Source organism: uncultured Lactobacillus sp., assembly GCF_948948975.1.
Lineage (GTDB): Bacteria > Bacillota > Bacilli > Lactobacillales > Lactobacillaceae > Lactobacillus.
The window spans coordinates 1-17,537 of record NZ_CARBVX010000023.1; the positions used below are offsets into that span (position 1 = coordinate 1).

Annotated in this window: 4 protein-coding genes and 2 pseudogenes; all 6 read right to left on the minus strand. The window is 30.2% G+C overall.

All coding sequences use genetic code 11. The features are described 5' to 3' along the window. A pseudogene (locus Q9R40_RS09550) lies at nucleotides 1–148 on the minus strand (IS3 family transposase); the annotation flags it as partial. 29 nt (nucleotides 149–177) lie between these two features. Beyond that, nucleotides 178–891 carry a helix-turn-helix domain-containing protein gene (locus tag Q9R40_RS08345; protein WP_304677262.1) on the minus strand — a complete coding sequence of 238 codons (714 nt, stop codon included), beginning with the start codon at nucleotides 889–891 and terminating at the stop codon, nucleotides 178–180. Between the two features lie 202 nt (nucleotides 892–1,093). Beyond that, nucleotides 1,094–2,728, minus strand: a pseudogene (gene metG / locus Q9R40_RS08350) (methionine--tRNA ligase); the annotation flags it as partial. A 288-nt stretch (nucleotides 2,729–3,016) separates the two neighbouring features. Beyond that, nucleotides 3,017–4,195, minus strand: coding sequence for an MFS transporter (locus Q9R40_RS08355; RefSeq protein WP_304651652.1), 1,179 nt, complete (start codon nucleotides 4,193–4,195; stop codon nucleotides 3,017–3,019). 24 nt (nucleotides 4,196–4,219) lie between these two features. Continuing rightward, nucleotides 4,220–10,312 carry a non-ribosomal peptide synthetase gene (locus Q9R40_RS08360; RefSeq protein WP_304651651.1) on the minus strand — a complete coding sequence of 2,031 codons (6,093 nt, stop codon included), beginning with the start codon at nucleotides 10,310–10,312 and terminating at the stop codon, nucleotides 4,220–4,222. Beyond that, a complete protein-coding gene (locus Q9R40_RS08365) occupies nucleotides 10,299–17,537 on the minus strand; it encodes a non-ribosomal peptide synthetase (protein ID WP_304651650.1) in 7,239 nt (2,412 codons plus the stop codon). Before Q9R40_RS08365 ends, Q9R40_RS08360 begins: the two co-directional genes overlap by 14 nt.

A 17,537-nucleotide genomic window follows, 5' to 3' on the forward strand; every position in this document is an offset into this window, starting at 1 on the left:
TACCTAAATAACCCAAAGTCCACTTATGTTCTTCTTCCAATTCTAGAATTGAACTAAGTAACTCTGCTTGTTCATTTTCGTGCTTACTTGGCTTTCTGCGAACCCATTTGTAATAGGCGTCTCTAGTAATACCAGCGATTTGACACAAGCTAATGATTGACCAACCATATTCTTTATTTAGTTCTTTGATGGCTTGTTGTCTGAAGAATCGTTCACCTCCCGATTTCGTATTTCCATCACTTTTTTTGCGTATGCTTCTTCCATTTCTTTACGGAGAAGTTGAGCCTTTAATAATCGATTTTCAGCCTTTAGCTGATCAATTTCTGTCCACTCTTTTTGTGGTTTGGTTTTGCCTCGGCGATCACGAAGTGACTGTGGATTATTGCCACTTTTACGATACTTTTGATACCACCCATAAACTTGTTGATAACTAACGTTATATTTTTCTACGGCCCAGTTGTAATTGACATCATGCTTGATCAACTCTTCGATTATTGATAATCGTTCCTCAAAAGTAGTTTTTCTTCCTGGCATAATTGAATCTCGCTTTCTTGGCGTATAAGCCTTTAGTTTTGATTCATTATACTGCATAATCCAATCTGATAGTTGTGTTTTGGACTTTAGCCCATGCTTGATCGCGAATATTTCAAGCGACTCGTCTGATTTTTGATACTGTTGGACCAAAGATAATTTAAATTCCTTTGAATATCTATGATTATTGTGAGTAGATCGTAAGCCATCAATGCCCTGGTATTTATATAGATATCCCCAAGTTCTAATAGTTTTCTTGCCAACTGCATACTTTTGAGCTACCTCACTGATACTAGAACTGGTTAGTTCATTTAGTATAGATAATTTTTGCTCTGCACTATATTTTGATTTCCTAGACATATAAAATACCCTCCAAGTATTAAGATGAATTTTCTATTTCATCTGTATACTTAGAGGGCATTATAACCAAAAATTTCGAGTGACCTTTTGTATTATTATTAGAGAACATCTTCAAATGAGACAATGCAACATCTTCGGTATACACGCGGAGATACAGCAATTTATCTGAGAAATTTCGATTTTTTCTTGAACCTATTCACTATTCAGTAGTAGCCTTACCATCATTCATTTGTTCTTTGATGTAGGCAATTTCCTCATCAATATTCAGACGTGGGAAAATCGGTGTTCCTTTAGCAACAACTTTGATACCCGTTGACAATCCTGAAAATTCAAGATTTTCAAGATCAAAAACTGCTCTAAGTCCCAATTGTTCCATAATAGCATTTGATGTTGTCATCATGAATGGTTGTATGAGATGCGCTATGACTCTGAGACTTGCTACTAAGTGAGCCATGACTGCCGACAATTTATTGCGATCATCTTTATCTTTAGCAAGTACCCAAGGCTCTGTTTCATCAATATACTTGTTGGTGCGAGAAATGATCGTCCAGATGGCATCAAATACTTTTGGATAATCAACAGCTTCCATTTGTTTATGGTAGGCTGCGATGTTGTCAGCCACAACAGCCGACAAGTCCGCATCAAATTCTGTTGCAGTCACAAAAGCCGGTACTTCACCACCGAAGTATTTATTAACCATAGCAACCGTACGATTAAGGAGATTTCCAAGGTCATTGGCAAGTTCGTAATTGATACGCCCAACATAATCTTCAGGGGTGAAGGTGCCATCTGAACCAACTGGCAGACTCCGCATGAGATAATAACGGAGAGGATCAAGCCCAAAACGTTCTACTAACATTTCTGGGTAAACAACATTCCCCTTTGATTTAGACATTTTACCGTCTTGCATAACAAACCAGCCGTGGACAATGAGACGAGTTGGCAATGGCAAATCAAGCGCCATAAGCATTATTGGCCAATAGATCGAGTGGAAACGAAGAATGTCTTTTCCAAGCATGTGAATGATTTCGTGGTGATCATCATTGTGCCAGAACTTATCAAAGTTAGTACAGTTGTCTCGTCCATAGCCGAGTGCAGTAATATAGTTCATCAAGGCATCAATCCAAACATAGATCACATGTTTTGGATTAGATGGCACCTTAATTCCCCAAGTGTAAGTTGTACGAGAAACTGCCAAATCTTCCAAACCGGGCTCAATGAAATTACTAAACATTTCATTCATACGACCATCTGGTTGGATAAATTCTGGGTGTTTTTTATAATAGGCTACTAAACGGTCCGCATACTTGCTCACACGGAAAAAGTAGGATTCTTCAGAAACCTTTTCAACCTCATGACCTGATGGGGCAACCCCACCGATCATATTGCCAGCTTCATCACGATAAACTTCTACCAATTGACTTTCGGTAAAAAATTCCTCATCCGATACAGAATACCATCCCGTATACTCACCGAGGTAAATATCATCCTGCGCTAGTAATTTTTCAAAAATTTTAGCTACTACTTTTTCATGGAAATCATCTGTGGTACGGATAAATTGGTCATAAGAAATATCCAAGAGTTTCCACAGTTCCTTAACGTCTTTCGTCATGCCATCAACGTACGTTTGAGGTGTAATGCCAGATTTTTCAGCCTTTTGTTGAATTTTTTGACCATGTTCATCAAGACCTGTCAGGTAACGCACATCATAGTTCATCATACGTTTATAACGGGCTAAAACATCACAGGCAATGGTTGTATAAGCAGAGCCAATATGAAGTTTGCCTGATGGATAATAAATCGGAGTTGTAATATAGAATGATTTTCTTTCAGTCATGAGAAATTCCTTTCAAAACAGGGCAGATGAGTCTTACAAACGATAACAGCTTATTATAATACAAAGATAGGCTTTTCAGAACTCATATAAATAGTGATAAGTATCTTGATTCTTCAATAAACGGCACAATTAATTAGTACTTTCAGTTGCCAAAATATTCACTAGAGTTTAATAGAACAATTCTAGTCTAGTTGAAAAAATAAAGTGACTATATATATTATTGATAACTTTTAGATTCGTACAAAGTTTGTTTGGAATATTATTTTAAAACTAAGTTAGTATATTCATTTAACCTATATTTTTTAATGCAATTTTTAAGAGTATACAAGTTAGAAAATCTCCTATTCCTACAATCCCAAACACAAGTAAGGTTTTAAAATTCAAATATGAAAATATAACTGTTCCTAAAGGCATAAGCATCAAAGCAAAAAATGAAATTATACTAAATACCCTTCCTAAATATTTCTTTTCAATTGTAGACTGTAAGTAAGATAACATTTGTACGTTAAAAATTGTCATAGATAAAGATGATAATGAAAACAACAGTAAGGTAACCAGCCAAATCTTCACTAAAGGAATCATAATTAATGGCAAAGATGATATCAAAAGGAACATGCTATATTTGTCTGATGAAAAACTTCTTTTAAAAAAGTTATTTGATACTGCTCCAATAATATTTCCGACTGCTTGACCAATTAAAACCATACCATATAAATTATCCAAACCGTACATTTTATTAATAAATGGTAAATAAAAGTTTATTCCTGAAGAAAAGAAATTAATCATCGAACTTGCAATCACTAAGAGAAGCAACTCTTTATTATTATAGATGTAATTGAAGCCATACTTTATTGAAGTATCATCGGATTTTTTTGAAGAGTCAATAGAGAAATTTAATTCAACAAAAAAAATTTCTAAACACCCAGACAATAAAAAACTGAGAGAATTGATAAGCATTCCATATTTATATCCTACTAATGCTATAGTAAGCATTCCAACAATAGGTGAGAGAATACTTAAAAATTCAGATATTGATTTTGAATAAGAATTATATTTAATTATATTGTCTTTGCTTAATAAATCACTAACTATCGCTCTATAGGCGGGAACATTAAATGCATACAAAATTGCTAGACAGACATTTATCACTATCAACATATACACATTACTCTTGCTATAAAACATGTAAACTATAAAAGTTAGTAAACTAGCTATAAAATCAGTAATAATTAATATTTTTTTCTTATTTTTACTATCAGCAAACACGCCGCCGAAAAGGCTGAATAACAGTTGTATAATAATCTCTGAAAATTGATAAATCCTCATGTAATAATTTGATTTACTTCCAGAAGAAGCTATAACCAATTTGTTGGCATAATCATAAATAGTAGCTCCAAATTCATTTAATTGACCACTGACAATTAACAGAAAAATATTCTTCTTTTCTATATTATTTTTTGACTGCATTTAAATCTCTCCCGTGATAAATACTCAAGATAAAAAATTTTCAAATTCTTGTTTTACTAGTTTAAAGAATTTTCCCATAAATTCTGATGAATACTCTTGTGAATCACTAGTAATGCTAAATTTAAATGTATTACCTTCCTTTTCAAGAAGTACCATAAAAATTGATTTTTGATAATTATTATCCGATATCATGTTATCAATTAAATAGTCAGTTTTTCTTAAAATTGTCCATGAATTTTCTACAAACGATTCACCCAAATAATTAAATAATATATCTGGACATGCCACCCTTGGTAAGGATTTTTTTACCTTATTATACATAATTCCATCATTTGGAACTACCGACATTCTTTTCTCAACTTCATTGCATTGGGAAACTAGATCCTTTTTAACATCAAAATTTATCGGGTATTCTGAAGTAAACCACCCCACTACATCAGTAACACTCTCTAAATACTCTTGACATATTCGTCCATGACCTTCTAATATGACTTGAATATTAATTTTTTGAGATATCATTGCGTAGCATCGTACAATTAGCGCTAAAAGAAAATGTTCAACTTTTATTTTGCTTTGAAGATTTTTCAAATTATCTTGTGAAAGTTCAAGATTTAAATAGTTTTTTTGTATTCCCTGTGAGTATTCATAATTTTCAGAATAATTTGCTTCATGCTCCAAGATTGTATGGTTCCAGTAATTAATTTCTTTCTCATCCACAGGTAAGTTATTAATACTTTCAATTGCTTTTAATAGGCTAGGTTTAGTAATACTACATCCTTTGTTACAAATATAATCATCTAGATCCTGTAAGATAATACCCCAAGAAACAACATCCACTAGTAAATGATGAATACAGAGGACAGCATAGTTAGTATCTGGAGTCTCAATGTATTCAACTGCAATTAAATTATTATCTTCTAAATTAATTTTAGATACTATTTTTTCTGCAATTACATCTACAATTTGTTGAGACATTTGTTCTTTAAAAATTTGATGTTCAAAATAATACTTTCTATATCCTGGTAAATTTATTACAAAGTCACGGTTCTCAGTAATCGACAAACGTAATGAATCATGTCTGTCAATCAAATAATCAATTCCATTTAAAAATGTAGTAATGGGAGTTTTAGAGATATCAACCATAATAACTTGACAAAAGTGCGATAAATTTGGAAGATTTTTTTGAAGAAAATCTTGCATTATCGGAGTTCCCAGTGTTTTATATGCTTTATGTTGCTTATTTTTATTATGAATACGAGCCTGTGAATTAGTATTTATAATAAAGTCTTCCAACTTCTTGTTTTTTAATAGATCCCTAACCGATGCAACATAATTATTCTTCTTTAACTCGGATATTACTTTCATAGCTCTTAAAGAATCGCCACCATTATCTACAAAGGATTCCTCAAGGTCCAAATTATCTCCCAATTCCTGTTTTAATATTTTGTAACACACTGTAAATAATATTGCTTTCTCTTTTTCAGATTTTGAATTTGTTTTCGCTACATTGCTAATATTTATCAACGCTTTTTTATCAGGTTTGCCATTTGAGGTCAGGGGAACTGATTCAATATTGATAAATTTATGGGGAATCATATACATAGGGAAAACATCCAACATCCTTGTTTTTAAAATATCACCATGAATTATACTACCTAGAATAAACGCAACTAGTTCTTGTTTTTTATGATCAAAAATCACTACTGCATCTTGTACTTCTTCTTGACTTAATAAATAATTTCGAATTTCACCTAATTCGACTCTATGCCCGTTAAGTTTTACTTGTTCGTCTTCTCTTCCAAAAAGTACTAGATTACCTGAGGCATCCCAACTGCCAATATCACCTGTTTTATAAAAAACATTTTGTAATGTTTCATCAAAAATAAATTTTTCATGCGTTAAACTATCATTATTCCAATATCCTTGAGAGGTGCTTTCTCCACAAATAAGTATTTCTCCTACTTCTCCCTCTGCGCAATACTTGTTACCATTCTTGATAACTATATCTATATTAGGATTAGGAGTTCCAATAGGCACTTGTTCATTTTCAGCATATGCTTGAAGTTCAAAATGAGTTACCGCTACAGTACATTCTGTTGGACCATAAGAATTCACTATACGTTTTGTCCCAATATACTTTTTCAAACTTTTTTGATTAATAACTGTACCACCATTTATTAATATTCTTAATGGGGCTAAATTATACATTGATACAACATGACTTGGGATAGCTGCTATCGTTACATTATTTTCCTTAATAATATCATCGATTTTTTCAGGAATTAGCCTATTATCTTTATCAATAAGTTGTAACGTAGCACCATTCAATAAAGCCATAAATATTTCCCAAACTGATCCATCAAAACCTATATTTGCATACTGTAACACTGTATCTGATGATTTAACAGCTAATTCATTAATAAAATATGAATTGAGATTTAATAAATTTCTGTGAGTTACCTTTACTCCTTTAGGAATTCCTGTTGTCCCCGAAGTATACATTATATAGGCTAAAGAATTTTCTGAGATTTTTGTTTCCTTAAATTGTTTTTTACCACTTCTTGAGAAAATTTCATCAAACGACACCTTTGAACCACTTACACTAAATTCTCCTAATAGCTCTTTTTCCGTAATCATAAGAACTGGATCAACTTCATCCAACACCCGTTGAATTCTTACAGTAGGAAACTCTTCATTAATAGGAACGTAGCAACCACCTGCTTTTAAAACTGAAATAATCGCTAGAATTTGGTTTACTGACCTTGACAAATGAATAACAACATTTTTCCCAAAAATATCGTATTTCTGTAATAATAAATTAGCAATACCTGATGAAAGATCGTCCAGTTCGGCATATGTTAATTCTATATTGTTATGGCGAACTGCTGTATTTTGAGGATAGTCCTTAACAATATCACTAAATCTATCAATGATATTTGAATAGCCAATCTCTATTTTATTTCCTTGATGTAAATATTTTTGTTTTACATATTCTCTAAAATTGAAAAATGATTGAAATTCCTCTAGACTCAGCGCAACATTTTCTGCTTCATTGAGCATAGAGATAAACATTTTAAAGAAATATTCCATAAAATATTTATTGTATTTATCTACATTGTAGTCTAGCTCAATTTCAAATTTACCATCAACACTATTAACAATAAGGGTAATATCAAATTTACTAATATCATTATCAACCTGTAATACCCTAGCAGTCGTACCATTTAAATTTAGATGATCTGAAACCACATCATTAAAAACAAAAAAGTAAGAATATGGATTTAAAATTTTTGTTTTATATTTTTGAAGTTTTTCATTCAATAATTCAAACGTTCCCTTTGTTGATTTATCCAAAAATGTTTTAGTTAAATCAGAAACATTTTGCAACACATCACTAAACGTTTCACTTTTTGATATTCTTATTCCAAAAGGAACAGAATCACTAAACATTCCCAATGTATTATCTAATTCTAAAAATTTTCTTTGATTAATAGGGATTCCAAAAATAATTTGACTATTATTTTCTATTTGTCTCAAAGAACACGCATAACAAGAAGCAAAATACGAAAACAGCGTCACATTTTTTGAAAACAGAGTTTCTCTTAACTTAGGAGATACTTCAACAGTTTGTTTAATACGACGTACTTTTTTATCACCATCTTCATTACTTGAATTTGTTAAATTATCTAAATCAAGCGCTGAAAAATACTCATACCAATAGTCATCAATTTTTTCATTAATTCTATTTTCTGAAAAATCAATGTATTGATATTGGTCCACATCGCTTTCTTTGGCAAATTCCAAACCGTTATTGTAACTTTGAGTAATTTCATCAATTAATATTTGGTTACTAATTTGGTCAGTCACTATGTGATGTAAATCAATAATAAACAGCCACCGATCCTCATCCAATTTATAAATTGCTGAACGAATGACTTCGCCTTGATTCAAATTAAATGGCTTAACAAAGTCATTAATCACTTCTTCAATGTTAAAGTTATGCCCTACTAAGCTTTTTAATTCTATATCCATTTTCTTTATTACGCCTGGAATTTGAATATATTCTCCATCTATTAATTCAAATACTGTTCCTAATATTGAGTGTCTATATACAAGATTGTTCAAAACTTTTACTAATTTGTTACAATCTAAATTTCCATCAATAGTGTACGCCATTGTAACGTTATACGCTGTATTTTCTTGAATTGTCTGAGTTATAAACATTCTCTTTTGCATATCAGACATTACATATCTTGCTTTTTTAGCTGCATGCTCTAAGGTTTTTAGAGTCGAAGTTTTTCTATTACTTTTTAATCTGATGCCTATTTTTTCCGATATTTCTTTCACAGTATCACCATCGAAAATTTCCGAAATTGTTACTTCTACATCAAACTCCTCTTCAATTAACTGCAAAAGCCTCATAATTAAAATCGAATTACCACCACTTGCAAAAAAAGAACTATTTGAATTAATAGAGATTTTCTCTTTTAATAATAAAAAAGAAAAAATCTCAATAACTTTTTCTTCTATTAAGTTTTTTTCCTCTAATTGAGATGTTTTTTCAGTTATTTCTATCAAATTTTTATTATTAATAATCGAATTTCTATCTACTTTACCTGATGCTAGCTTAGGTAATGATTTAATAAAATAATAAGTTGATGGTCTCATATATGGCGGTAAAGTTCTGATAAAAAAGCTATCAATTTCTTTTTTGGTTAACTTTATATTATCTCCTTCAAATACAACGGAAATCTTCTTATTTTCATCATCGCCTGTAGCAAAGGCCACTACATTAGAAATCGATTGAATATTTAACGCAGTATTCTCGATTTCCTCCAATTCAACACGAACACCTAAAATTTGTATCTGATTATCTCTTCTACCGTTAACCACTAACTTTCCATCAAAATTAATTTTCCCGACATCCCCAATATCAAAGTATTTTTCATTGTTAATATTAACAAAATTCCTATAATTTCTACCGCTCTCATTTTCATAACCAGTAAAAACACTCTCACCTTTTACAATAATACGACCTATAGTTTCTGGAGAGACAGGATTATCATTATCGTCTACAATCAAAATGTCTGTATTTGTGAATGGCTCCCCTTCTACAATATCATCTTCACAATTTATTTCACTACCCGTAATGTAAACAGCCGTTTCAGATGAACCATACAAATTAATTAATTTAATACCTAATTGACCAATTGTCTTATTAAAAACTGATACTTTTTGCTTACTCAATTTTTCTCCAGCACACATAATCACCAAGCTAGGATATTTCCCGCTTTCTTTTACTTTTCTATGTAATACTTTTGAAAAACTGGCAATAAAAGATGGCACAAAATTTACGTAAAATATATCATAATCAATTACAGTCTGAGTAATTAGTTCAATGTCTTTTTCTTCTCCATCACTTAATATTACCAATGGGGATAAATGGAGTAAGAACCCAAAAACTTCTGTTAGTGATACACCAAAACAAAGAGGAGTTTTATGCAAAATACGAGCATCGTCTAGAATATAACGTCCAAGATTTAACATTAAATTTTTTACACTACGATAACTATTAGGAACTAACTTAGGATCTCCAGTTGATCCTGAAGTACATATTATATAACATATGTCATCTTCTTTACTGACTTGTTTACTTTCAATTATTTTTTTATTATCCAGAGAAAAAGATTTTATCTCATCAATAATTTGTTGAATTCCGACTATACCCTCCTTTTCCGTTTCTGAAATTATAATTTTTGGTTTCAAATTATCTAGTAAGTTATCTAACTTCGAATTCGGATATTCATTTGAAATTGGAACGTAAATTCCTCCCGCTAACAATACAGAATATATTAAAATTAATGAATCAATACTTCTCCCTAACAAAAAAGCTACTTTATCTCCATAAGAAACATCATACTTTTTCCTTAATAAATATGCACCGATCATTGAAAATTGATACAGCTTTCCCATAGTAAGCTTTTTATCTTTTTCAATTAAAACCACTTTCTCTGGATTCTTTATTGCTTGATCTTTAAATAACTCTAAAACATTTTTTACATTATCTAATTTTGTTTTACTTCCATGTAATTCACCAATACCATTATTTGAGATCATTTTTTATATCCTCCAAAATTTCTGTCTCTTTATTGAACTTAGCAATTTTACATACTTTGTTAAAGATATTCACAATAGTTTCAGCGGCTGCTTTATCACAAAATGATTCTAAAAATTCAAATTGGAATACAAATTCATCTTGTTCTTCATACACAGTCAGGGATGCTCCAAATTTAGGAGTTAAATCATGAATAGGAATTAAATTCAATATTAATTCTTTTCGCTTAATTTTTTTGAAACTTTCTTCTTTTGCATGATATGAATAAAAAATATTAAATAATGGATTACCTTTGGCAGTAGGTACAGTATGACCCAGTTCAACAATTTTGTTAAATGGATATAACTGATGTTCCATGCAACTTAAAAGGTGTTCATTTTCTCTATTTATAACCTCCAGTAAACTAATATTTTTTTGTTCAAAATCATAAACTATAGGCAGAGTATTGGTAAATAACCCAATAATTGAATCAGTTTCTGGTATAGCCCTACCACTCACTGGAATTCCTATAGTTAATTGATCACATTCATAATATACGCTCATGCTAATTGCAAATAATGTTTGAAAATAAGATGCTGGGGTCAAACTTGGAACTTGAGCATAAATTTCATTTTTTCTAGCTTTAATATTTCTTTCAAAATAGCTATTATTATCATTTGTTATAGCTTTTTTTATCACTCTCGCTGATTGCTCAATTTTTAACATCTCATTTTTCCAAAATACTTTTGATTGCGAAAAATCTAATTTATCAATATACGTACTGTAATCCAAATAGGTCAAATTACTTCTTACAATTTTCTCTTCTAACAAAACGGAAATAAATTCGTTCCAAAAAATCTTCATTGATTGTTCATCTGATACTATATGATGCGAATCTAAAAATATAAATTGATTTCCCTTGAAACTAAAAATTCGCATCCTTATTGTATTACCTAATTTTAGTTTAAAAGGTTGAATCAAAGTTTTAGAAAATTCAACAGGTGATTGAACAATTTCTCCTAAATCTTTAAAGTCCACATTATAGTTATTGATAACTTCTTGAAAGAACCCTTCTTTTTTTATTTTAAATGCCGTTCTGTACTCAACATGATTATTGACAATAGATTTAAATGCTTTATGGATTTTATTAGAACATACAGGAGATGAGAGAGAATATAAAAACGGAACATTATACGTTATTCCTCCCATACTCTCACTTAAATAAAGCATTCTCACTTGTGCATTCGACATAGGAGCAGTAGTTAGTTCTTGATGTATTGGACGTTTAAAATCACTTTTAGTTGCAGATTCAAGCAATTGGGAAATTTCTTTAACTAGCGGATTTTTAAAAATTGTACTTATTTTTAATCGTTTTCCTGTATACCTTTCAAATTCCCTTATCATTTTTAAAACTAAAATGGACTGTGCTCCCATATCAAAAATATTGTCATTCATTGAAATACTATTAGCTGGTATATTTAAAATATTTGCTATAATTTCGATTACCGCTTTATCAGTTTCAGATACGGGTAGAAACATAGGAGTATCAGAAACAATTTCAGCACTCGGTAGTTTAGAAATATCTAATTTCCCAGTCGTTTTCACAGGAAATGTATCAATTTGCGCATACCTTCTAGGAACCATATAATTTGGAAGCCTCTTTTCAAGAGATTTCATTATAGTATATAAATCCAAAATATTATTTGAAATTACATAAGCTACTAATGACTCATTCCTTTCATCCCAAATCACTTTAGCCTGAGTAATTCCAGATAAGGCAAGTAATTTTTGCTCTATTTCAGCCAACTCTATTCTATGTCCATTAACCTTTACTTGCTTATCACATCTACCTATGAATTCTATATTTCCATCAGAATTCCAACGACATAAGTCCCCAGTTTTGTAATATCGTTTGCCATTTTGTTCAATAAATACTTTTGCAGTAAGAGCAGGTCTATTTACATATCCTTTTGCAATTCCTTTTCCAGATATTATTAACTCTCCAATAATTCCTATCCCTGTATCTTCTAACTTTTGGTCAACTATTCTTACTTCATAGCCTTCAAGAGGTTTACCAATAGGGATTCGCTTTTTCAAATTTGTCTGTGAGTCTACTTGATAATATATACACCCAACAGTGGCTTCAGTTGGGCCATAGCCATTAATAACTACCACTTTCTTATTTCTATTAGCTATTCTCTTGTACAAACTCACATCGAATTTTTCCCCACCCATCATTATCATAGAAGTAACGTCAAAAACTTTTTCGTCTAATAGCTCTAATCTACTTGGTGTTGAAAATATTCCTATATTTCTAAAATTATGCAAATCTGGTGTTTCCCTTATATCCTTTGAGATAATTACAGGGATTCCTTTAATCAACGGTAGATAAATTTCCTGAACAGTTATATCGAAAATGAAATCATTTAAGAAAAATACGTAATCACATACTTTGTCAAGTAAGCATAAAATACGATTATCTTGATAAAAATTCCTTAAATTTTTTCGGGAAATTTCAACTCCCTTTGGAACACCAGTAGTACCAGATGTATATATTATATACGCTGAAGTCTCTTCATCTATTTTTAAAGGGGCATATTCATATTCCTTATTAAAATCAATGTTGTTTTTATTTACTATAGTTGTTCCAAACAAATGTGTAGCTTCACTTGTATCACTAATAATGATGGATAAATCAGAATCTTTTTCAATAAATGAAAGTCTTTCCTCCGGATCCTCTTTAGAAAGTGGGACATAGCATCCTCCCGAATAGAGTATTGCTAACATAGATATAATAATATCCGGTCCTCTATCTAAAAAGATACCTATTCTATCTCCTGGTTTTACCCCATAATTATCAATTAAACATTTAGCCAATATTGAAATCCTTCGAACTAAATCCCCATAAGTTATATACTCATTTAGAAAATACAGACAAACCTCATTAGGGGTTCTTCGTGCAATTCTACTAACTTCCTCTAAAATATCTTTATTAACAGTCCATTCAGGAGTCATTGAATATTGTTTAATTAAATTTTTTTCTTCACTATCAACTAATGTTAAATCTGTAATATCAGAATCTTTTTTCTCCATAACTTCTTTAAGGAGATACAAATAGTGCTTCATTGTGTACCTAATAAAGTCAACAGAGTAACGTGAAGTATCATATTCAAATTTTATATTTCCCGAATTTTCCTCTGGTTCAGAAAACAGTAATGAAAGTTGAAATTTTGATTTGCCATTAGAAATCGGAGAAAAAATGATGGTATCATTACTAGTTTCAATTTTTACGTTACTTGGCTGACTAGCAAATACAAAGTCAATTGCCTGATTTGGAATAAATGTTGGGTGAGCAATCGATTCATAAAAATCTTTCTTAACCCTATCAACAACTTCATAAAATTTACAGTTTTTAATGTCAACTGATATAAACAATGACTTCACAAACACATCAATCTGTTCTTGACTTTCTTCAGTTTCTCTCCCTAAAATTGGAAATGAAAATGATATTTTATTATTCCCAGTATATTTATATAAAAGGACAGCATAGACTGACATTAAAATAATATAGGGGGTTGTTTTCATTCGAGCCGAATACTTCATAAGACTAGTCCATAACTCTTTAGGAAACTCTTCTGAATAGGTAGTATCATTATTATCATCTGAATTTTCTGGAACAATATAATTCCCAACAATATTCATAGGTGATAAATTTGCCTGTTTTTCTTCCCAATACTCAAAATCTTTATTACTACTTTCGATTTTAAAATTAGGCAGGAATAATGATGGGTTGATCTCAGATCTCTCAAGGTAATTTTCATTGTCTAATATTTTAGAAAAAATGCTAAAGAAATTTTTTACCGAAATTCCATCAAAAAATGCATGGTGGAAATCAAATAATAATCGTATAGTTTTTCTTGATGATTTAATTATAAAAATTCGAAAAGCTTCTCCATTACTGATATCAAATGGCTGAATTAAATCATCTATAGACTGAATATCTTTTTCTTCTACTTCAATTACTTTATTATTATGAATATCCCTTCTTACTCTACGGAAACCATTTTTATCAAAAACCAAATTCATTTTCAAAGCTTGAAAATGCTCACAAATAGAGTCCACAACTTTATGAACTTGTTTTGTAGAAATACTATTTTGATAATTACAAATGTATGGTAAATTATACCTTGTATCATTATACTTTTGATTTGCAAGATATATTCTTTTTTGAGTTTCTGGCATCTCACTTATAGATAGTTCTTTTTTTATTGGATGATTTCTAGAATTAGAAATTTTCTGACTTACCATATTGCATAAATCAGATACCCTTAAATTATAAAAGATATCACTAATGGTACAATCTATCCCAAAAACCTTATTTATACGTCCAACTAATCTGATTGAATGTAGTGATGTTAATCCTTTTGACAACAAGTTATCTGTCATTTCTAAATCAACACTATTTAATATTTCTTTTACAATTTCTATAATACTAGAACTATTATCTATAACTTTTCCAGAATCTCTAAATGATATTTTGGGTAATCTATCTCTATCTACTTTCCCATTAATATTAGTTGGTACTTGATCAATTCTTATACAATAGTTTGGAAGCATATACGGCATTAATTTCCCAGTTAATTTTGAATCAATATAATTCTTATCTAGGTCTTTTTCAGACACATAATAAACAGTTAAATAGTCAAATCCATCAATATTTTGTAATTTAGCAACCGCATTTACTACCTCTGGAATTTGGTTAAATTGATACTCGATCTCTTCAAGTTCTATCCTATAACCATTTAATTTAACTTGATTATCAATCCTACCAATAATTCTTATTTCTCCATCTGATAATATAAAACCGCAATCACCGGTACGGTACCCCTTTCGATCTTTAAAAAATGCATCTGACTCTAGATTTTGATAGCCCAGTCCTACTCCTCTACCATATACTACAATTTCACCAACTGTACCAGCTAAACAGTTCTTATTATCTCTTTCTATCGAAATTTGATAATTTGAATAAGGTTTTCCAATAGATATAATTTTTGAGTTTGGAATTTTATCCGTAAATTTAATTCTCTTAAAACTTGAATAAATCGTACATTCCGTTGGCCCATAGCCATTAATAATATCTGCGCTTGTATATTTTCTTATTTCTCTAACTAACTTACTCGATAATTTTTCTCCAGCAAGAATTATTACACTTACATTATTCAAACACTCCTTCTTTTCAACAGTATCGAATACATATTGAAATTTTGATGGTGTAGTTTGTAAAATATCTGTTTTGATAATCGATTCCACAATATTTTTTTCATCTGGTATCACTACCGTGCCTAAATTTGTTAATGGGACATGAATTTCATTTTGAAAAATATCAAAGGAGGTTGAGGTTAAGGAAAGCATCGTGCGATTCTTTATATCATTTTCCTTTACAATTGTGTCTTTATTATTCAAAAGTGTAAAATTTGCTAAATTATCAAAACTTATTTTCACTCCTTTAGGATTCCCAGTTGACCCAGAAGTGTAAATATACGTACATATGCTGTTAGGATCTACTTTCACATTTTTATATGTCTTACCTATTAAATCTTTAGATTCATTAATATTAACAATATCTGTCCTAGTTAATACACATAATGGATTTAAATCATTTATAATATTTTTTGATCTATCATTAGGAATGTCGGGATCTAATACAAAGTATGCTATCCCTACAAGCCAACAACCATACATAGCAATAATTAAATCAGTAGATTTTTTCATACCTAACACTATAACTTTATTCTCTAACTTTTCTCCATATTTCCATTGAATGTATGTAGCGACTCTTTGAGATTTTTTCAACAATTCAGCATATGTTACTGTTTTTTCTTTTTCCATTACGGCTATCTTATTAGGGTATTCACTAGCTAGAATTTGAAACCTATCAATTGGTAACATAATTGACTCATTATTTACGATAGTATTTGAATGCTCTCTAAAGAAGAAAGAAGAATTGAGTTCATCTCCTTCCGAATTTAGTAAGACACCTAAACATTCTTCATACAAATTCATTAAATGACTAACAAAATTACTAGAAAATTCAATAGTGCTGTAATTTACCGTAATTTTAATACTATTTTTGTAACTACTAATAACAAAGTGTATAGGAAATTCATTTTCCTCCTTTTCATATTTTTTTTCCAAAAAATGGCTTGTGTCTTCCTCAGAATAATTATTATTGACTACTAAAGAGCTAAAATTATTAGTAGGAGCAACTTTTACAATGTCTGAGAATGGGTAAAACTGATGAATATTATCATTTAAGCTCTTACTATTAAAACTAACTACTGATTCTTTTATTGTCATTCCATAGTCAATATTAAAAATTACGGGAACAATATTGACAAAATTCCCTACTTCATCATCTATACTATCCAGTTCCCAGCTTCTTCCTGAAGTAGCTCTTGCAAATAAGATATTCTTTGATAATGAAAGTCTGGCTTGAGTGACACCCCAAAGATATTCCAAAATATTATTGATTGTTACATTCCAAGAACTTGATAATTGCTTCAATTTATCAAACTGAGTTCCTTTAAAACTTGTACTCTGATGCAACCATTCACTCTTGCACGATTTTTCTGAAAAAATATCATATAAGTGATAATCACTTTTTATATTACTAACTTTTTCATTCCAATAATCTTGATTTTCTTTTTTTACGCTACTATAAAAATTGGAATATGCGCCAAAAATATTATCATTCAAGTTAGTATTTACCATTTTATCATTATACAATTTTATAAATGATAAAATTAAGTTTTCAAAACTCTTCCCATCAACTAACAAATGATTAGTTGTCAAACATAAATAATAATCTGTATCACTCTTTATAATATCCATTCGAACAGCTGAATCTGTTTGTATATCAAATCTTTTTAAATATCTTCGCTCACAAGTTTCATTTAATTCTTCAGAATTATTGACTTTAAAAAGATTTACTTTATTTTTAATATTCTTCAATGTAACAGCAACAGGCTGTTTCACATCTTTATAAATAATCACTGTTCTCAGAGCAACGTACATATCTGTTAATTTATCTAAAATTTTTTGACATTTTTCAATATCTAAAGGGATTTTTGATTTATATAGTCTTTGAACGGAATATTTAGAATGGTACTTATTACTTAAAATTTGGAAAAGTATCCCTTCTTGAGCAGCAGTTAAATTATTAATTCTTTCGACATTGTTCTTTTCCAT